Origin of the sequence: Klebsiella sp. FDAARGOS_511, assembly GCF_003812845.1 — a bacterium.
GTDB lineage: Bacteria > Pseudomonadota > Gammaproteobacteria > Enterobacterales > Enterobacteriaceae > Klebsiella > Klebsiella grimontii.
Genome location: NZ_CP033824.1, coordinates 974,196 through 993,045 on the forward strand (window position 1 = coordinate 974,196; position 18,850 = coordinate 993,045).

General features: G+C 58.7%; 13 protein-coding genes. 9 read left to right on the plus strand and 4 right to left on the minus strand.

Annotated elements, in window-relative coordinates; genetic code table 11:
• Nucleotides 1-13: 13 nt before the first annotated feature.
• Both gsiA and iaaA read right to left on the minus strand, forming a co-directional pair.
• Nucleotides 14-1,867, minus strand: a complete 1,854-nt coding sequence (gene gsiA / locus EGY08_RS05835; protein WP_123828313.1) for a glutathione ABC transporter ATP-binding protein GsiA — start codon at nucleotides 1,865-1,867, stop codon at nucleotides 14-16.
• Nucleotides 1,868-1,879: 12 nt separating this feature from the next.
• Nucleotides 1,880-2,821, minus strand: coding sequence for a beta-aspartyl-peptidase (gene iaaA / locus EGY08_RS05840; RefSeq protein ID WP_004130794.1), 942 nt, complete (start codon nucleotides 2,819-2,821; stop codon nucleotides 1,880-1,882).
• Nucleotides 2,822-2,998: 177 nt separating this feature from the next.
• On the opposite strand from iaaA, the gene moeA reads away from it, so the two are divergent.
• From moeA to EGY08_RS05875, 6 genes are all read left to right on the plus strand, one after another.
• Nucleotides 2,999-4,234: a molybdopterin molybdotransferase MoeA gene (moeA, locus tag EGY08_RS05850; RefSeq protein WP_004130793.1), complete on the plus strand. Its 1,236-nt coding sequence runs from the start codon at nucleotides 2,999-3,001 to the stop codon at nucleotides 4,232-4,234.
• Nucleotides 4,234-4,989 carry a molybdopterin-synthase adenylyltransferase MoeB gene (moeB, locus tag EGY08_RS05855; protein WP_004130792.1) on the plus strand — a complete coding sequence of 252 codons (756 nt, stop codon included), beginning with the start codon at nucleotides 4,234-4,236 and terminating at the stop codon, nucleotides 4,987-4,989. The genes moeA and moeB overlap by 1 nt, the downstream gene beginning before the upstream one ends.
• 153 nt (nucleotides 4,990-5,142) lie before the next feature.
• Entirely contained in the window at nucleotides 5,143-6,042 is a 900-nt protein-coding gene (locus tag EGY08_RS05860; protein ID WP_123828314.1) for a glycyl-radical enzyme activating protein, read from the plus strand.
• A gap of 4 nt (nucleotides 6,043-6,046) precedes the next feature.
• Nucleotides 6,047-8,479: a formate C-acetyltransferase/glycerol dehydratase family glycyl radical enzyme gene (locus EGY08_RS05865; protein ID WP_123828315.1), complete on the plus strand. Its 2,433-nt coding sequence runs from the start codon at nucleotides 6,047-6,049 to the stop codon at nucleotides 8,477-8,479.
• Nucleotides 8,480-8,687: 208 nt separating this feature from the next.
• Nucleotides 8,688-9,503 (plus strand): Cof-type HAD-IIB family hydrolase, encoded by an 816-nt coding sequence (locus EGY08_RS05870; RefSeq protein WP_004130787.1) that lies wholly within the window; start codon nucleotides 8,688-8,690, stop codon nucleotides 9,501-9,503.
• 136 nt (nucleotides 9,504-9,639) lie between these two features.
• Nucleotides 9,640-10,905: a DUF1479 domain-containing protein gene (locus tag EGY08_RS05875; RefSeq protein ID WP_049113908.1), complete on the plus strand. Its 1,266-nt coding sequence runs from the start codon at nucleotides 9,640-9,642 to the stop codon at nucleotides 10,903-10,905.
• On the opposite strand, the gene EGY08_RS05880 is transcribed toward EGY08_RS05875, so the two are convergent.
• Nucleotides 10,902-12,002, minus strand: a complete 1,101-nt coding sequence (locus EGY08_RS05880) for a LacI family DNA-binding transcriptional regulator (RefSeq protein ID WP_004130783.1) — start codon at nucleotides 12,000-12,002, stop codon at nucleotides 10,902-10,904. The two genes, EGY08_RS05875 and EGY08_RS05880, sit on opposite strands and share 4 nt — an antisense overlap.
• Before the next feature lie 271 nt (nucleotides 12,003-12,273).
• Here EGY08_RS05880 and EGY08_RS05885 point away from each other — a divergent pair, with 271 nt between their 5' ends.
• The gene (locus EGY08_RS05885; protein WP_004130781.1) at nucleotides 12,274-13,575 is read left to right on the plus strand and encodes an MFS transporter; all 1,302 of its coding nucleotides are present in this window, start codon (nucleotides 12,274-12,276) and stop codon (nucleotides 13,573-13,575) included.
• 15 nt (nucleotides 13,576-13,590) lie between these two features.
• Entirely contained in the window at nucleotides 13,591-15,954 is a 2,364-nt protein-coding gene (locus EGY08_RS05890) for a TIM-barrel domain-containing protein (protein WP_123828316.1), read from the plus strand.
• Nucleotides 15,955-16,121: 167 nt separating this feature from the next.
• On the opposite strand, the gene EGY08_RS05895 is transcribed toward EGY08_RS05890, so the two are convergent.
• Nucleotides 16,122-17,714 (minus strand): ABC-F family ATPase, encoded by a 1,593-nt coding sequence (locus EGY08_RS05895; protein ID WP_004130777.1) that lies wholly within the window; start codon nucleotides 17,712-17,714, stop codon nucleotides 16,122-16,124.
• 178 nt (nucleotides 17,715-17,892) lie between these two features.
• Between EGY08_RS05895 and EGY08_RS05900 the strand changes: the two genes are divergently transcribed.
• Nucleotides 17,893-18,675, plus strand: a complete 783-nt coding sequence (locus EGY08_RS05900; protein ID WP_004130775.1) for a tyrosine-protein phosphatase — start codon at nucleotides 17,893-17,895, stop codon at nucleotides 18,673-18,675.
• The last annotated feature ends 175 nt before the right edge of the window (nucleotides 18,676-18,850 follow it).

The following is an 18,850-nucleotide window of genomic DNA, read 5'->3' on the forward strand; positions in this document are numbered from 1 at the left end:
ATGGATGTCGTTGTTATCGTGCCAGCACGTCGGCGGCGGACTCTCTGGCGACAAAGTGCCCTGGCCCAACCTGCTGTAACGGCGTACTCACCCCCTCTTCGCCCCGTCTGAAGATATTCCCCGGCAGCTCGTCGGAGAGCAGCACGCGCTGCGGACGACGATGCGCAGGGTCGGCCACCGGAACAGCGGCCATCAGTTTACGGGTATAGGGATGCTGCGGGTTTTCAAACACCGCGCGGCGCGGGCCAATTTCGACAATGCGCCCTCGATACATCACCGCCACGCGGTGGCTGATGCGCTCAACCACCGCCATGTCATGGGAAATAAACAGAAATGCGATGCCCATCTCGCGCTGCAAATCGAGCATCAGATTGATAATTTGCGCGCGTATCGACACGTCCAGCGCCGACACCGACTCATCGGCAATCACCACTTTTGGATTGAGCGCCAGCGCGCGGGCAATACAAATGCGCTGGCGCTGACCGCCGGAAAACTCGTGCGGATAGCGCCAGGCATGTTCCGGCTCCAGTCCGACACGTTCCAGTAGCCAGGCGACACGTTCACGAGCAGCATCTCCCTCCAGCAGGCGGTGCACGCGCAGCGGCTCCATAATCGAATAGCCCACCGTTTGCCGCGGGTCGAGGGAAGCGTAAGGGTCCTGGAAAATAAACTGGATATCGCGACGCAGCGCCTGAAGCTTACCGCTCGTCAGCGTATCAATCCGCTGACCGTTGAAGGTAATGCTGCCGCCCTGGGTTTCCACCAGACGCAGCAACGCCCGTCCGGTGGTCGATTTACCGCAGCCGGACTCCCCTACCAGGCTTAAGGTTTCGCCGGGCCATAAATCAAAGCTGACTTTTTCGACCGCATGCACTTCACGGGTAATACGGTTGAGAATGCCGCTGCGCAGCGGGAAGCGCGCGACCAGATCGCGAACTTTGAGGATCGGATCCCCGGCCACAACAGTGTTCTGCTCCTCTGGCGACGGGCTTTGGTTCAGCAGCGGGAAACGGCGCGGCAGAGAGGTGCCATGCATCGCGCCCAGCCTCGGCACCGCGGCCAGCAGCGCCTGGGTATATGGGTGCTGCGGCGCGCGGAAAATCTCCTCCACGCTGCCGGTCTCCACCGCTTCGCCGCGATACATCACCAGCACGCGGTCGGCGATATCGGCCACCACGCCCATATCGTGGGTAATAAAGATAACGCCCATCGACATCTCTTTTTGCAGAACGGCGATCAGCTGCAAAATTTGCGCCTGGATAGTCACATCCAGCGCGGTCGTCGGTTCATCGGCAATCAGCACCGCCGGACGGCAGGAGAGCGCCATGGCGATCATCACCCGCTGACGCATACCGCCGGAAAGCTGATGCGGAAAGCGCGACAGCATGGCTTCCGCTTCCGGAATGCGTACCTGATCGAGCATTTTTTTCGCTTCGCGCAGGGCCTCATCATACTTCAGGCCCTGATGTAATCGAATCGACTCGGCAATCTGTTCACCGATGGTGAAGACCGGATTCAGCGAGGTCATCGGCTCCTGAAAGATCATCGCCATATCCGCGCCGCGCACGCCGCGCATATCGGCGTCAGACTGTTCGCTCAGCTCAATCACCTGCCGGTTGCGACGACGCAGCAGCAGCGCATCACTGCGCACTTCGCTGACCGCCCGATCGAGCAGGCGCATCAGTGCCAGCGACGTTACCGATTTCCCCGAGCCGGACTCGCCGACAATCGCCAGCGTCTCGCCGCGCCGCAGGGTAAACGACAGGTCGCGAACGGCGGAAAAAGCCTGCGGCTGCTGGCTAAACGCGACGTTCAGGCCGCGCACCTGCAGAACATCATTAGCATCGATTTCTTGACTATGCGGCAACGCCCTTTCCTCTTATTCGCGATAAATACCAATCGTGGGCGTATCACCCGCATAACACCAGGCCCGGTACATGCCTTCGCTATTAAACGGCAGCGCCACGTTGCCTTCACGGTCGACGGCGATCAGGCCACCGCTGCCGCCCAGCGCAGGAAGTTTCTCCATCACCACCCTTTCGCAGGCCTCCTGCAGGCTAAGTTGGCTGTACTCCACCAGCGCCGAAATATCGTAGGCCGCCAGCGTACGCATAAACACTTCGCCGGTGCCGGTACAGGAAACGGCGACGCTGGCGTTATTGGCATAGCAGCCCGCCCCCGGCAGCGGGCTATCGCCGACGCGTCCCGGCAGCTTATTGGTCATACCGCCGGTTGACGTCGCCGCCGCGAGGTTACCCGCCAGATCCAGCGCAACCGCGCCGACGGTGCCCATTTTGTGCCGCTCATCCAGCGGCGCGGCGTGGTGGTCGAGCACGATATCGCCGCCCTCCTGCGCCTGACGCAGCTGCAGCAAGCGCTCGGGGGTCGAAAACAGGCTGTTATCGACGTGTTCCATACCGTGGGTAGCGGCAAACGCTTCCGCCCCCTCGCCAATCAACAGCACGTGCGGGCTCTGTTCCAGCACCAGGCGCGCCGCCAGCACCGGATTACGTAAATGCTGAACTCCCGCGACGGCGCCGGCCTGCAAGCGGCAACCATCCATCACGCAGGCATCGAGTTCATGGCGGGTATCGCGGGTAAATACCGAGCCAATACCGGCGTTAAATAACGGGCACTCCTCCAGCAGCCGGACCGCTTCAGTTACCGCATCCAGCGCGCTGGCCCCGGCCGCCAGCATTTTTTGTCCGCTATCGACAATCGCCGCCAGCGCCGTTACGTACTCCCGCTCACGCGCCGGCGTCATCTGCGCGCGGCTAATCGCCCCGGCCCCGCCGTGAATTGCTATAACCGCCTTACCCATTACGCCGTTCCTTACCGATAAAGTGTATAAATATCATTATCGTGCTGACTGTCCTATACAATTTTTGAATATAGAAAGAGCAGACGATGATGTAAAGCTTGTCCCCTGGTGGGATATAGCCCGCCCCTCTTTTCTGCCATAATAGGCGTTTTCGATGTTTGCCCGCAGGAGAAACACATGGATTTTACCGCCGGACTGATGCCGCTCGACACAGCCCTGACCCAGATGCTCACTCGTATTACGCCGCTGAATGCGACGGAAACCGTACCGCTGTTGCAGGCCTTTTCGCGCGTAACCGCCCATGATCTCGTTTCGCCGCTCAACGTGCCCGGTTTTGATAACTCGGCAATGGACGGCTACGCCGTACGCCTGGCGGATCTCGCCGACGGCGCAGCGCTGCCGGTAGCGGGCAAGGCCTTCGCCGGTCAACCTTATAACGGCGTCTGGCCGGCGGGCGCCTGTATCCGCATTATGACCGGCGCGCCGGTACCGGAAGGCTGCGACGCGGTGGTCATGCAGGAGCAGACCGAACAAACCGATGACGGGATCCGCTTTATCGCCCCGGTGAAAAGCGGGCAGAATATCCGTCGTCTCGGCGAAGATATCGCCCATGGCGCGGTCGTCTTCCCCGCGGGAACACGCCTGACCGCCGCCGAGCTGCCGGTCATCGCCTCGCTGGGCATTGCCGAGGTTGACGTGGTGCGTAAAGTGCGGGTGGCGGTGTTCTCCACCGGCGATGAACTTCAGCTGCCGGGCCAGCCGCTGGCCGATGGGCAAATTTACGATACCAACCGCCTGGCGGTACACCTGATGCTGCAGGAGCTGGGCTGCGAAGTGATTAACCTCGGCATTATTCCCGACGACCCGGCTAAACTGCGCGAAGCCTTTATTCAGGCTGACCAGCAGGCCGATGTGGTGATTAGCTCCGGCGGCGTTTCCGTCGGCGAAGCGGACTACACCAAAGCGATTCTCGAAGAGCTGGGGGAAATCGGCTTCTGGAAGCTGGCGATCAAGCCGGGAAAACCTTTCGCTTTCGGCAAGCTTAGCCACAGCTGGTTCTGCGGCCTGCCGGGCAACCCGGTTTCCGCAACGCTGACCTTCTACCAGCTGGTTCAGCCGCTGTTGGCGAAGCTGTCCGGCAACGTCGGGCAAGCTCAGCCGATGCGCCTGCGCGTGCGCGCCGCCTCCGGCCTGAAGAAATCGCCTGGCCGCCTCGATTTTCAACGCGGCGTGCTGCAACGCGGCCCGGACGGCGAGCTGGTGGTTAGCAGCACCGGTCACCAGGGCTCGCATATCTTCAGTTCATTCAGCCTCGGCAACTGCTTTATCGTGCTGGAGCGCGAGCGCGGCAGCGTGGAAGCGGGCGAATGGGTGGACGTTGAGCCGTTTAATCATCTGTTCGGAGGGCTGTAATGAGCGTGGAGTTGAGCGATGCGGAGATGCTGCGCTATAACCGGCAGATTATTCTCCGCGATTTCGATTTTGACGGTCAGGAGCAGCTGAAAGCCTCCCGCGTGCTGGTCGTCGGCCTCGGCGGGCTGGGCTGTGCCGCCGCGCAGTATCTGGCGGCGGCAGGCGTCGGCCAGCTAACCCTGCTCGATTTCGACACCGTCTCGCTCTCCAACCTTCAGCGTCAGACCCTGCACAGCGACGCCGCCATCGGCCAGCCGAAGGTCGACTCCGCCCGCGCCGCGCTGGCGCGGATTAATCCCCACGTTCAGCTCACGGCGCTCAACGCGCGGCTGGAAGACGCGGCGCTGGCGGCGCAAATCGCCGCCCACGATCTGGTGCTCGACTGTACCGACAACGTCGCGATCCGTAACCAGCTCAACGCCGGATGTTTCCGCCATAAAACGCCGCTGGTCTCCGGCGCGGCGATTCGCATGGAGGGGCAAATCAGCGTCTTTACGTATCAGGAAAATGAACCCTGCTACCGCTGCCTGAGCCGCCTGTTTGGCGACAACGCCCTCACCTGCGTCGAAGCCGGCGTCATGGCGCCGCTGGTTGGCACCATTGGTTCGCTACAGGCGATGGAGGCGATTAAGCTGCTGACCCGCTACGGCAGCCCGGCGACCGGCAAAATCGTGATGTACGACGCCATGCGCTGCCAGTTCCGCGAAATGAAGCTGCCGCGAAACCCTCACTGCGAGGTGTGCGGTACGCCCTGACCCTTTTCCGGCGGCACCGCCGCCGGACGTTTTGTGACCCGCCGAGACTTTTTTCGCCTCCGTTTCTCCCCCTCGCTGTGCTTGTTGATTTATATCAATACAACTTTCATTCGAAAGTAATTTAATCTTCATATGCAAATAAGAGAGTGAATCATGATCTTCAACATTCAGCGTTATTCAACCCATGACGGCCCGGGGATCCGCACTGTCGTCTTCCTCAAAGGGTGTTCGCTGGGCTGCCGCTGGTGCCAGAACCCGGAAAGCCGCGCCCGCACGGCGGATTTGCTATATGACGCCCGCCTTTGCCTGGACGGCTGCGACCTCTGCCAGCAGGCTGCGCCGGAGGTGATTACCCGCAAGCTGGACGGTCTGATTATCCACCGCGAAAAGCTCACCGATGCGCATATCGGCAAATTGCGCGACTGCTGCCCGACGACGGCATTAACCGTGTGCGGCGAAGAGAAAAGCGTCGACGAGATTATGGCCACGGTACTGCGCGACAAGCCATTCTACGATCGCAGCGGCGGCGGCGTCACGCTTTCCGGCGGTGAGCCGTTTATGAATCCCGGGCTGGCCCGACAGCTGTTTGAGGCCAGCCACAACGCGAGGATCCACACCGCGGTCGAAACCTGTCTGCACGTGCCGTGGAAATACGTTGAGCCCTCTTTGCCGTTTATCGACCTGTTTCTCGCCGACCTCAAGCACGTTAACGAAGCGATTTTCCAGCAGTGGACGGACGGCAGCGCCCGCCGGGTGCTGAATAATCTGCAGCGCGTCGCGCAGGCCGGAAAGAAAATCATCATTCGCGTGCCGTTGATCCAGGGCTTTAACGCTAACGAAAGCGATATTGCCGCCATTACCGATTTTGCCGCTGACCGCTTAAAGGTCGGCGAGATCCATTTCCTGCCGTACCACACGTTAGGAATGAATAAATACCAATTACTCAGTCAGCCCTATACCGCTCCGGACAAACCGCTTGCTGCCCCCGAGCTGCTCGCCTTCGCGCAGAACTATGCTCAGAGCAAAGGTTTAACGGCGACTCTACGAGGATAACCCTATGACAATATTGAAACTGGATACTCTGAGCCCGCGCATTCAGGCGCATAAAATGGCGCTGGTGCATATCGTTAAGCCGCCGGTCTGTACTGAGCGCGCCCTGCACTATACCGAAGCCAATCAGCAGCACCTGGATAAACCGATCCCGGTACGCCGCGCGCTGGCGCTGGCTCATCACCTGGCGGAACGCACGATCTGGATTAAGCACGATGAACTGATTGTCGGCAACCAGGCCAGCGAAGTTCGCGCGGCGCCCATCTTCCCGGAATACACCGTAAGCTGGATCGAAAAAGAGATCGACGACCTCGCCGATCGCCCCGGCGCCGGTTTTGCCGTTAGCGAAGAGAACAAACGTGTGCTCCACGAAGTGTGCCCGTGGTGGCGCGGTCAAACCGTACAGGATCGCTGCTACGGCATGTTTACCGACGAGCAAAAAGCGCTGCTGGCGACCGGCATTATCAAAGCGGAAGGCAATATGACCTCCGGCGATGCTCACCTTGCGGTCAACTATCCGCTGCTGCTGGAAAAAGGCCTCGACGGCATGCGAGCGAAAGTCGCCGAGCGCCGTTCGCGCATTAACCTGACCGTGCTTGAAGATCTACACGGCGAGCAGTTCCTCAAAGCCATTGATATCGTGCTGGAAGCGGTCAGCGAACACTGTAAGCGCTACGCCGGGCTGGCGCGCAGCATGGCCGCGACGGAGATCCGCGAATCCCGCCGCGACGAACTGCTGGCGATAGCCGAAAACTGCGATATCATCGCCCACGAGCCGCCGAAGACCTTCTGGCAGGCGCTGCAGCTGTGCTATTTCATCCAGCTGATTCTGCAGATCGAATCCAACGGCCACTCGGTCTCTTTCGGCCGCATGGACCAGTATCTCTACCCTTACTACCGCCGCGACGTTGAGCTGGCACAATCATTGGATCGCGAACACGCCATCGAGCTGCTGCACTGCTGCTGGCTGAAGCTGCTTGAGGTGAACAAAATTCGCTCCGGCTCGCACTCTAAGGCGTCCGCCGGTAGCCCGTTGTACCAGAACGTCACCATCGGCGGCCAGAATCTGGTGGGCGGCGTAGCGCAAGATGCAGTGAACCCGCTCTCCTACGCGATTCTGGAATCCTGCGGTCGCCTGCGCTCGACGCAGCCTAACCTCAGCGTGCGCTACCACGCGGGCATGAGCAACGACTTCCTCGACGCGTGCGTGCAGGTGATCCGCTGCGGCTTCGGCATGCCGGCGTTCAACAATGATGAAATCGTTATTCCTGAATTTATCAAACTCGGCATTGAGCCGCAGGACGCGTACGACTATGCCGCTATCGGCTGCATCGAAACCGCCGTCGGCGGCAAATGGGGCTATCGTTGCACCGGGATGAGCTTTATCAACTTCGCCCGCGTCATGCTGGCAACCCTGGAAGGTGGCCGCGACGCCACCAGCGGCCAGGTTTTCCTACCGCAGGAACATGCGCTGTCAAAAGGTAACTTCGACAACTTCGAACAGGTTCTGGCCGACTGGGATACACAGATCCGCTACTACACGCGCAAATCTATCGAGATTGAGTACGTGGTCGACACCATGCTGGAGGAGAACGTGCACGATATTCTCTGTTCGGCGCTGGTTGATGATTGTATTGAGCGCGCGAAGAGCATCAAGCAGGGCGGCGCGAAATATGACTGGGTTTCCGGTCTGCAGGTCGGCATCGCTAACCTCGGCAACAGCCTGGCGGCGGTGAAAAAGCTGGTGTTCGATCAGGGCGTTATAGGCCAGCAGGCGCTGGCAAAGGCGCTGGCTGAAGACTTCGAAGGCCTGACCCACGAGCAGTTGCGCCAGCGCTTAATCAACGGCGCGCCGAAATACGGCAACGATGAAGACAGCGTGGATATGCTGCTGGCTCGCGCCTACCAGACCTATATCGACGAGCTGAAGCTGTATCATAACCCGCGCTACGGCCGCGGCCCGATCGGCGGCAACTATTACGCCGGTACCTCCTCCATCTCCGCTAACGTGCCGTTTGGCGCGCAGACTATGGCGACGCCGGATGGCCGTAAAGCGCACTCGCCGCTTGCGGAAGGGGCCAGCCCGGCCTCCGGTACCGACCACTTGGGGCCGACCGCGGTGATCAGCTCGGTGGGTAAACTGCCGACCGGCTCAATCCTCGGCGGCGTACTGCTTAACCAGAAGCTGAACCCGGCCACGCTGGAGAACGCGTCGGATAAGCAGAAACTGATGGTGCTGCTGCGCACCTTCTTCGAGGTGCACAAAGGCTGGCATATTCAGTACAACATCGTGTCGCGCGAGACGCTGCTGGAAGCGAAGAAACACCCCGACCAGTACCGTGATTTAGTGGTCCGCGTGGCCGGTTACTCGGCGTTCTTTACCGCCCTGTCGCCGGATGCTCAGGACGATATTATCGCCCGTACCGAGCATACGCTGTAACTAACATCCCCGGCTTGCGTTACGCTTAGCCGGGCTACAGGTTCTTAGCCGTTTGCGGGCCGGAGCCCCGGGTAAGGCGTTTACGCCGCAACCCGGGGTTTTCTCCTGCACATCGGTGAATGCAAACTTTCATTCGAAATAAATTTGTGCTCCCCATCACATTGTAATTAGAATGTTACTGGTCGAAGTTAAGCCAGGAGCATGTGTTATGACCGTTAAAGTTATCGTCACCGATATGGACGGAACTTTTCTCAATGACGCCAAGCAGTATGACCGCTCGCGTTTTCTTGCGCAGTTCGCGCAACTCCAGCAGCAGGGTATTGAATTCGTTGTCGCCAGCGGCAACCAGTACTACCAGCTGATCTCTTTTTTTCCGGAAATCCGCGACCAAATCTCCTTTGTTGCCGAGAACGGCGCGCTGGTTTACGAACACGGTCAACAGCTGTTCCACGGCGAACTTACCCGTCATGAATCCCAGGTGGTAATTGGCGAACTGCTCAAAGATCCGCAGCTCAACTTTGTCGCCTGCGGCCTCGAAAGCGCTTACGTCAGCGATCGCGCGCCCGACGCCTTTGTCGCGCTGATGTCAAAGCACTACCATCGTCTGCAGCGTATTAGCAACTACCATGGCATCGACGATAAGCTGTTTAAGTTTTCGCTTAACCTGCCGGATAGCGAAATTCCGCAGCTTATCGACAAACTGCACGTCTCGCTGGACGGCATTATGAAGCCGGTCACCAGCGGCTTCGGCTTCGTCGATTTGATTATCCCCGGCCTGCATAAAGCCAACGGCATCAGCCGCCTGCTGAAGCGCTGGAACATCTCGCCGCAGGCGTGCGTGGCCATCGGCGACAGCGCGAACGACACGGAAATGCTCAAGCTGGTGAAATACTCTTTCGCGATGGCCAACGCCGCCGAAAGCATCAAGGCGGTGTCGCGTTTTGCCACCGATGATAACAACCACGACGGCGCGCTGAACGTCATTCAGGCCGTCCTCGACCACGCCGCCCCCTTCAATCAGTAACGCCGCGCCGGGGTTGACCGCCCCGGCTTCCCGTTTTGTGCACCTCTGCATAATTTTAAACTTGCATTAACTTAATTTTAACTTAAATTATCATATGTAAGATTTAAAACTTTCGAATGAAAGATGAGAGGTCATCATGGCTGTTACCCATACCAGTGAAACTTTACCTGCCGATCCTAAAGCGGCTATCCGCCAGATCAAGCAGGAGCTGCGGGCGCAAATTGGCGATGTACAGGCGGTGTTCGATCGGCTGACCGCGCGTATCGCCGCGCGTCTGGAAGAAATTGACGCCCTTAAAGCCAGCGGCCAGGACGTCTGGCCGATAATCCCGTTCGAGGCGATTGCGCGTGGCCAGGTCACGGAGGCCCAGCGCGAGCTCATCAAGCGTCGCGGGTGCGCGGTCATCAAGGGCCATTTTTCTCGTGAACGGGCGCTGGCGTGGGATAACTCAATGCTCGACTATCTCGACCGCAACCATTTTGATGACGTCTACAGAGGCCCGGGCGATACCTTTTTCGGCTCGCTGGAGGCATCACGGCCGGAAATCTATCCAATTTACTGGTCCCAGGCGCAGATGCAGGCGCGACAGAGCGATGAAATGGCTGCCGTGCAGTCGTTCCTCAACCGTCTGTGGACGTTTAACCGCGACGGCAAGCAATGGTTCGACCCGGATGTCAGCGTCATCTACCCGGACCGCATTCGCCGCCGCCCGCCGGGGACCACCTCGAAAGGTCTGGGGGCGCATACCGATTCCGGCGCCCTGGAGCGCTGGCTGCTGCCGGCCTATCAGAAAGTGTTTGCCGACGTGTTTAACGGCAACATTGATGCTTACGACCCGTGGGACGCGGCGCACCGCACCGAAGTCGAAGAGTATACGGTCGACAACACCACCAAATGCTCGGTGTTCCGCACCTTCCAGGGGTGGACCGCGCTCTCCGATATGATCCCCGATCAGGGCCTGCTGCACGTGGTGCCGATCCCGGAAGCGATGGCTTACGTGCTGCTGCGTCCGCTGCTCGATGATGTCCCGGATGATGAACTGTGCGGCGTCGCGCCGGGTAAGGTGCTGCCGATTTCGGAAAAATGGCACCCGCTGCTGATCAAAGCCTTAAGCTCTATTCCGGCGCTGAATGCGGGCGATTCGGTATGGTGGCACTGCGACGTGATCCACTCGGTCGCGCCGGTGGAAAATCAGCAGGGCTGGGGCAACGTGATGTATATTCCCGCCGCGCCAATGTGTGAGAAAAACCTCGCCTACGCGCAGAAGGTCAAAGTCGCGCTGGCGCACGGCGCCTCGCCGGGCGACTTCCCGCGCGAGGATTATGAAGCCAGCTGGGAAGGTCGTTTCACGCTGGACGATTTAAACATCCACGGTAAGCGCGCGTTGGGGATGGCGAATTAATCGTCATATAGCCCCTTCGCTTCAACGGCGGTACGGCGGTTACCGGCGCGTATCCGCCGCACCGAATCACGTACCGCCAGCGTGCCATGCAGGAGTAACGCGCCGTGCGGCGCATCGGGACGGATCAGCCTCTGCTGTAGCAAATGTACCGCTTCAACGCCTAATTCATCGCGCGGGACGTGGACGGCAGTTAGCGGTACATCCTGAATCGCCGCCAGGTTAAAGCCGTCGATGCTCATGACGGAAACATCCTGCGGGACGCGCAAACCGCGTTTTTGTAAAGCGGCGATCGTGCCTGCCGCCATAAAATCACCGCCCACCAGAAATGCCGTCGGCAGTGGGCCGTCGCCGCGCTGATCCAGCCACTCCCCGACTTTTTCCTCGGTATCCCTGGCGCTGAAGTTGGCCACGGCGAGTAAATCCCTGCCATCAACGAAATGGAGATTCCGCGCCCGCCATGCCTGCTTAATGCCCAGCAGACGCAGCTCCATGGTATAGCGACGCAGGCACATCACGTTCATGATCGCCTGATGCCCCATCTCAAACAGATACCGGGCGGCGAACTGGCCGATCAGCCGATGATCCGGTGCGACGGAGGGTAAACGCATTCCAGCGTCATGGCAGTTGATCATCACGCAGGGCTTCGCCAGATCGGCCGCCAGATCGTGAATATGCGGATCGTCGATACCCAATAAAATAGCGGCCTGGGTCGATGCTTCATGCATGCGCTGCAAAAACAAATTGGCATCGCTGTCGTTCTCTTCCAGCGCGCAATAGCGCAGGTGTACCTCATGCGGCATAAGGGCGCTATTGATGCTTTGAATCACCCGATAGTAGTAAATATCCGTGCGTTCATCGAAAGCGCGCTGAGGGGCAAATACCACGAGGTTGTTGAGCAGCATTCGCCCGGCGGCGATCCCCTCCATCACGCCCAGCTCGCGGGCGCACTCCAGTACCCTCTGGCGAGCCCTGGCGCTGGTATTCGCTTTCCCTGCCAACACCCGCGATACCGTGCTCACCGACAGCCCGGTACGCGCCGCGATTTCGCTCACTTTTAGCTTTTTGTCCATTTTGTGATCGCGCTCTACTTTGCTCATGAAAAAATTTTCATATTGAGAATGTGAATATTTTTAAGCGATTTGGCGATGTCATACTGCGATCTGGATCGTCCCATGAAAATATTTGCAGAATTGTCGCTATTGCCCGCTCGCATTCTCCCTTAGCCTGAATTGGTCCAACACCTTTGATATTAGTCAACCAATAGTGTCGAGACATCAACCTTAACAAACAACGAAATAGAAAATTTTAGCGACAACTCAGCAAGCGGGTTGGTCAATTTTCCCTACTATATGTCTCGTGGAGAGTTCTATGAGCCAAGGCCTCAATAACGATATGGCGGTCAGTAAATCACGCCGCATAGTGAAGAACCTGCGCTGGTGGATGCTGGTGCTGTTTTTGCTCGGCGTCACCGTTAACTACATCACGCGCAATTCGCTGGGGATTATCGCCCCGGAATTAAAAACCTCTCTCGGTATTACCACTGAACAGTACTCGTGGATCGTCGGCGCTTTTCAGCTGGCGTATACCATTTTTCAGCCGCTCTGCGGCTGGCTTATCGACGTCATTGGTCTCAAGCTCGGCTTTATGATCTGCGCCACGCTGTGGGCCATCGCCTGCATCGCCCATGCCGGCGCGGGGAGCTGGCTGCACCTGGCGATTCTGCGCTTTTTCATGGGCGGCGCTGAGGCGGCAGCGACGCCAGCTAACGCCAAAACACTCGGCGAGTGGTTCCCTAAATCCGAACGCCCAATCGCAGCAGGCTGGGCCGGGGTTGGTTTCTCCATCGGCGCCATGCTGGCGCCGCCGATTATCTACTTCGCGCACGCCTCGTTCGGCTGGCAGGGTGCATTTATGTTCACCGGCGCGCTGGCGCTCGCATGGGTCGTACTGTGGTGGGCGTTCTATCATAACCCTGAAAAACACCCTAACCTCGGCAAAGCCGAGCTGGCGCTTATCCAGCAGGACAATGAAGCGCCGCCGGTCAAACTGCCCTTCTTTACCGCGCTGAAAACCGTATCGAAAAACAAGCGCTTCTACGGTATCGCCATTCCGGCCTTTATGGCTGAGCCCGCCTGGGCGGTGCTGAGCTTCTGGGTACCGCTCTACCTGGCGAAAGAGCACGGCATGGATTTAAAACAAATCGCCATGTTTGCCTGGCTGCCGTTTCTGGCGGCCGACCTCGGCAGCGTCGCCAGCGGCTATCTGACCAAACTGTATACCCGCTGGTTCGGCTGCTCGCGGGTGAACTCGGTGGTCGCCAGCTCCGTCACCGGCGCCTTCCTGATGATTTCGCTCGCCACCGTGGCGATCACCCGCGATCCCTATATCACCATCGTACTGATTTCAATTGGCGGCTTCGGCCACCAGATCATCTCCTGCATGCTCAGCGCGCTGGTGGTGGAGTCGTTCGATAAAGGACAGATGGCGACCGTGAACGGGATGCGCGGTTCCGCCGCCTGGATCGCCAGCTTTCTATTCTCGCTGCTGATTGGCGTCACCGCCGACAAAATCGGCTTCAACCCGCTATTTATCGCCATGGGGTTCTTTGACCTGATTGGCGCGGTATTCCTGGTGGCATTTATTGCTGAACGTCGCGCAAAACGCGCCTGAGAGTGGATGTAAAAAATGAAGACTTTGAAAAACTGGACCTTACACCAACGGCTGGACCACCACGTTGAGCTGATCGTAGACGGCCAGCACACCCTGTGTCTGTACGTGCTGGAAGAGAATATGTTCCGCGTGCTGCTAAAGCGGCACGGCCAGCTGGCGCTGGATCGCACCTGGAGTATCGCTCCCCAGCAGGACGTGCCGTGGGAAGGACGCCCGCGCGAAGATTTGAGCGGCTTTAGCCTCCCCGCCTGGCAGCTCACGGAGCATAGCGATACCCTGAGCATCGCCACCGACCAGCTGCGCGTCACCGTCCACCAGCCGCTGTGGCTGGAATGGAGTTATCGCGATGAAGCTGGCGAGTGGCAGCCGCTGGTTAACGACCGCCCCACCAGCGCCTACCTGGCGAATGCGCACGGCGACGGCGTTGCCCACTACCTGAGCCGCCGCAAAGACGAACGCTTCTATGGTCTGGGCGAAAAAGCCGGCGATCTGCAGCGTAACGGTAAACGCTATGAGATGCGTAACCTCGACGCCATGGGCTATAACGCGGCGAGCACCGACCCGCTGTACAAGCATATTCCGTTTACCATCGCGCAGCGTAGCGATGTCAGCTACGGTCTGTTTTACGACAACCTGAGCAGTTGCTGGCTGGATCTCGGCAACGAAATCGATAATTACCATACCGCCTATCGCCGCTGGCAGGCGGAAGCGGGAGACATTGATTACTATCTTTTTTCCGGCAAACGGGTACTGGATATCACCAAAGCGTTCGTCCGCCTGACCGGCAAAACGCTGTTCGGACCGAAATGGAGTCTCGGCTACAGCGGTTCGACGATGCACTACACCGACGCGCCGGATGCGCAAAACCAGCTGATGAACTTCATCCGCCTGTGCGATGAACACGCCATTCCGTGCGATTCATTCCAGCTATCTTCCGGCTATACCTCGATTGACGGCAAGCGCTACGTCTTTAACTGGAACAACGACAAGGTGCCGCAGCCGAAGGTGATGAGCCAGGCCTTCCACGATGCCGGACTGAAGCTGGCGGCCAATATTAAGCCCTGCCTGCTGCAGGACCATCCGCGCTATCACGAGGTCGCGGAGCGCGGGCTGTTTATCCGCGATTCACAGGCTGATGCTCCCGAGCGTTCCAGCTTCTGGGATGACGAAGGGTCGCATCTCGACTTTACCAACCCGCAAACCGTCGCCTGGTGGCAGGAAGGCGTGACGACCCAGCTGCTGGAGATGGGCATCGACTCTACGTGGAACGATAATAACGAGTATGAAGTCTGGGACGGCGAAGCCCGCTGTCACGGATTCGGCTACGAAATTGCTATCAAACATATTCGCCCGGTGATGCCGCTGCTGATGATGCGCGCGTCGCTGGAGGCTCAGCAGCGCTTTGCGCCGCAGAAACGCCCGTATCTGATCTCTCGCTCCGGCTGCGCCGGGATGCAGCGCTACGTTCAGACCTGGAGCGGCGATAACCGCACCAACTGGGACACGCTACGCTACAACACCCGGATGGGGCTGGGAATGAGCTTGTCCGGGCTGTTCAACGTCGGACACGATGTCGGCGGCTTCTCTGGCGATAAACCGGACCCGGAGCTGTTCGTGCGCTGGGTACAAAACGGCGTTATGCATCCGCGCTTTACCATTCACTCGTGGAATGACGACCAGACGGTCAACGAAGCCTGGATGTACCCGGAGGTCACCCCAGCTATCCGTTCAGCCATTGAGCTGCGCTATCGTCTGCTGCCGTACCTCTATACCCTGCTGTGGCAGGCTCACGCCGACGATGAACCGATGCTGCGCCCGACCTTCCTCGATCACGAACACGATGCGCAGACGTTTGCTGAATGCGACGACTTCCTGCTGGGTCGCGATCTGCTGGTTGCCAGCGTCGTCGAACCCGGCGCGCGTCAGCGCCGCGTGTGGCTGCCGGCAAACCAGGACGGCTGGTACGATTTTTACAACCACCAGTGGTATGCGGGCGGCCAGTGGATCGTCCTTGATGCGCCACTGGAAAAACTGCCCCTACTGGTTCGCGCCGGGGCAGGCCTGCCGCTGAGCGAGCGCGTCCGCCACGTCGATGCGCAAACAGACGATAATCGCGAGCTGAAGCTGTTCCCGCTGAAGGGCATGGGGACCTGTCGCGGCCTGCTGTTTGAAGACGACGGCGAAAGCTGGGGCTACCGGAACGGCAATGCGCTGTGGGTGGAATGGGAAATGGTCTGCGATAGCGCCAGCATTAACCTGAAGGTCAAGGCGCGCGGCGATTATCGTCCGGCGTGGAAAGCGCTGAAGGTGTCGTTGCCGGCGGGGGAAAAACGCAGGCTGCTGGTGAACGGTGAAGAAAGGAGCGAGTGGCGGGTGTAGTGCGGATAAGGCGCAGCAGCGCCTTTGGGAAATTCAGCCACTCTGCTAACGGCTCCCGGGGGCGGCGCTTGACGCGCCTTGCCCGGGCTACAGGTCCATCGCCGTCTGCGGGCCGGTAGCCCGGATAGGGCGCAGCAGCGCCGCAATCCGGGACAAGCAACAGAAAATTATTCGATACCTTTAGTGCGCAGATAATCTTCGTAGTTACCGGTGAAGTCGATCACGCGCTCCGGCGTAATTTCAACGACTCGGGTCGCCAGCGAGCTCACAAACTCACGGTCGTGAGAAACGAAAATCAGCGTTCCCTGATACATCTCCAGCGCCATATTCAGCGATTCGATCGATTCCATATCCAGGTGGTTGGTCGGTTCGTCCATCACCAGAATGTTCGGTTTCTGCATCATCAACTTACCGAAAAGCATACGGCCTTTTTCGCCACCGGAGAGCACTTTCGCCGGCTTTTTGATATCGTCCTGGCTGAACAGCAGTCGGCCCAGGATGCTGCGCACCGCCTGCTCGTCATCGCTTTCCTGTTTCCACTGGCTCATCCACTCAAATACCGTCAGATCGTTTTCGAATTCATATTCGTGATCCTGCGCGTAGTAGCCAATCTGCGCGTTCTCGGACCATTTAACGGTACCGTTATCCGGCGTCAGATCGCCGACCAGGGTTTTCAGCATTGTGGATTTACCCACGCCGTTGGCGCCCAGAATAGCGATCTTCTCCCCCACTTCCAGCAGCAGGTTGAAGTTTTTAAACAGCGGGCCGTTGTCAAAGCCTTTTGCCAGCGCTTCCACTTCCAAAGCGTTACGGAACAGCTTTTTATCCTGCTCAAAGCGAATGAACGGGTTCTGACGGCTGGACGCTTTCACTTCGTCCAGCTTAATTTTGTCAATCTGACGGGCGCGCGAGGTCGCCTGGCGAGATTTAGAGGCGTTGGCGCTAAAGCGGCTCACGAAAGATTGCAGGTCGGCAATCTGCGCTTTTTTCTTGGCGTTATCCGCCAGCAGACGTTCACGCGCCTGGGTCGCCGCGGTCATGTACTCATCGTAGTTGCCCGGGTAAACGCGCAGCTCGCCGTAATCCAGATCCGCCATGTGGGTACAAACCATGTTCAGGAAGTGACGGTCGTGCGAAATGATGATCATGGTGCTGTCGCGATCGTTGAGGGTCTGCTCCAGCCAGCGGATGGTGTCGATATCCAGGTTGTTCGTCGGTTCATCAAGCAGCAGGATATCCGGGTTGGAGAACAGCGCCTGCGCCAGCAGCACGCGCAGCTTCCAGCCGGGAGCCACTTCGCTCATCGGGCCGTAATGCTGTTCAACCGGGATGCCGACGCCGAGCAGCAGTTCGCCGGCGCGCGCTTCAGCGGAGTAGCCGTCCATCTCGCCGTAGAGCACTTCAAGGTCAGCCACCTTATAGCCGTCTTCTTCGCTCATCTCCGCCAGGGAGTAGATGCGATCGCGCTCTTGCTTCACTTCCCACAGCTCGCCGTGGCCCATAATGACCGTATCCAGTACGCTGAACTCTTCAAATGCAAACTGATCCTGGCGCAGCTTACCGATACGCTCGTTCGGGTCGAGGGAGACGTTACCCAGCGTCGGCTCAAGATCGCCGCCGAGGATCTTCATAAAGGTGGACTTGCCGCTACCGTTGGCGCCAATCAGGCCGTAACGATTGCCGCCGCCAAATTTGACGGAAATATTTTCGAACAGCGGCTTACTGCCGAACTGCATGGTGACGTTGCTGGATACTAGCACGGGGTTATCCTGAAAATAGAGAATGAGAAGTGTGATGAACCAGACATTATGCCAGCAAATGCTTCACTTTTCACGGGGCGTTATAAAATCATCAATGACGCTTGTGTTAGGGTCGTGTCATATTGCGCGGTTACACTGCTTAATGCGTAATTTTTTTACCTTAATCTGGAAGGAACCTATGACCACACTCTCCCGCCATCCGGCTTTCTTATCGCTGCAGGGCGGTATCAACTTTCGTGACCTGGGCGGCCAGCGTACCGCCGACGGCCGCCGCGTGCGGGCCGGAAAACTATTCCGCTCCGGCTCGCTGCATATGATGACGGCCGATGACCTCACCCACCTGGACGCAATCCCCCTTAGCCGGGTCATTGATTATCGCGATCCGGGAGAAGTGAATCGTAGCCCTGATAAGCTGAACGAAGCGGCTCGCTACCTCAACGCGCCCGCGAATCCGCACGTTCGCGACGTTAACGCCAAAGTCACCGAGCTCAACGCCGCCACGCTAAACGCCCTTAACGGCGAGCAGTTTATGCTGGAGCTCTATCGCCAGCTGCCATTCAATAACGCTGCTTATCGCCAGCTGGCCGGTTGGCTGATGGAGCCTTTCGATGGCGCGCTATTGCAGCACTGTGCGGTAGGGAAAGACCGTACCGGCGTGGGCTGCGCGCTGACGCTGTTCGCCCTCGGCTGCGATCGCCACACGGTGATGGAGGAGTACCTGCTCACCCAGGGCATGCTGACGCAGGTCGAGGATTTTTTGCTCGAATCCCTCGGCAATGAGCTGACCGCCCGCGGCCGGCAAAACCTGGCGGAAATGATGACGGTGCATGAATCTTACCTTGCCGCCGCGCTTTCCGGCATTGATGAACGTTACGCCAGCGTCGATGCCTGGCTGGAAAAAGAGTATCAGCTCACGCCGCAGGCGCGAGAAGCGCTCCAGGCACGGCTTCTGGAGGGGTAACCCCCTCCCGTTTTTAGTCTGCAGGGCCAGCGTTGACGGGCTACACTCACGGTCACAGGAAAAAAATGTGATTTCGTACACATCTCATTTACCTGTTTGCCGGAAAGCACATATAATGCGCTCCCATCGACTTCCTGTTTAAACTGACAAAGGCCTGTGCGGCATTAATATCGCC

Bases quoted from the DNA above. Each gene is read 5' to 3' on its own strand.
- iaaA (WP_004130794.1), bottom strand. From the start codon at position 2,821: ATGGGTAAGGCGGTTATAGCAATTCACGGCGGGGCCGGGGCGATTAGC.
- moeA (WP_004130793.1), top strand. From the start codon at position 2,999: ATGGATTTTACCGCCGGACTGATGCCGCTCGACACAGCCCTGACCCAG.
- moeB (WP_004130792.1), top strand. From the start codon at position 4,234: ATGAGCGTGGAGTTGAGCGATGCGGAGATGCTGCGCTATAACCGGCAG.
- EGY08_RS05860 (WP_123828314.1), top strand. From the start codon at position 5,143: ATGATCTTCAACATTCAGCGTTATTCAACCCATGACGGCCCGGGGATC.
- EGY08_RS05865 (WP_123828315.1), top strand. From the start codon at position 6,047: ATGACAATATTGAAACTGGATACTCTGAGCCCGCGCATTCAGGCGCAT.
- EGY08_RS05870 (WP_004130787.1), top strand. From the start codon at position 8,688: ATGACCGTTAAAGTTATCGTCACCGATATGGACGGAACTTTTCTCAAT.
- EGY08_RS05875 (WP_049113908.1), top strand. From the start codon at position 9,640: ATGGCTGTTACCCATACCAGTGAAACTTTACCTGCCGATCCTAAAGCG.
- EGY08_RS05880 (WP_004130783.1), bottom strand. From the start codon at position 12,002: ATGAGCAAAGTAGAGCGCGATCACAAAATGGACAAAAAGCTAAAAGTG.
- EGY08_RS05885 (WP_004130781.1), top strand. From the start codon at position 12,274: ATGAGCCAAGGCCTCAATAACGATATGGCGGTCAGTAAATCACGCCGC.
- EGY08_RS05890 (WP_123828316.1), top strand. From the start codon at position 13,591: ATGAAGACTTTGAAAAACTGGACCTTACACCAACGGCTGGACCACCAC.
- EGY08_RS05900 (WP_004130775.1), top strand. From the start codon at position 17,893: ATGACCACACTCTCCCGCCATCCGGCTTTCTTATCGCTGCAGGGCGGT.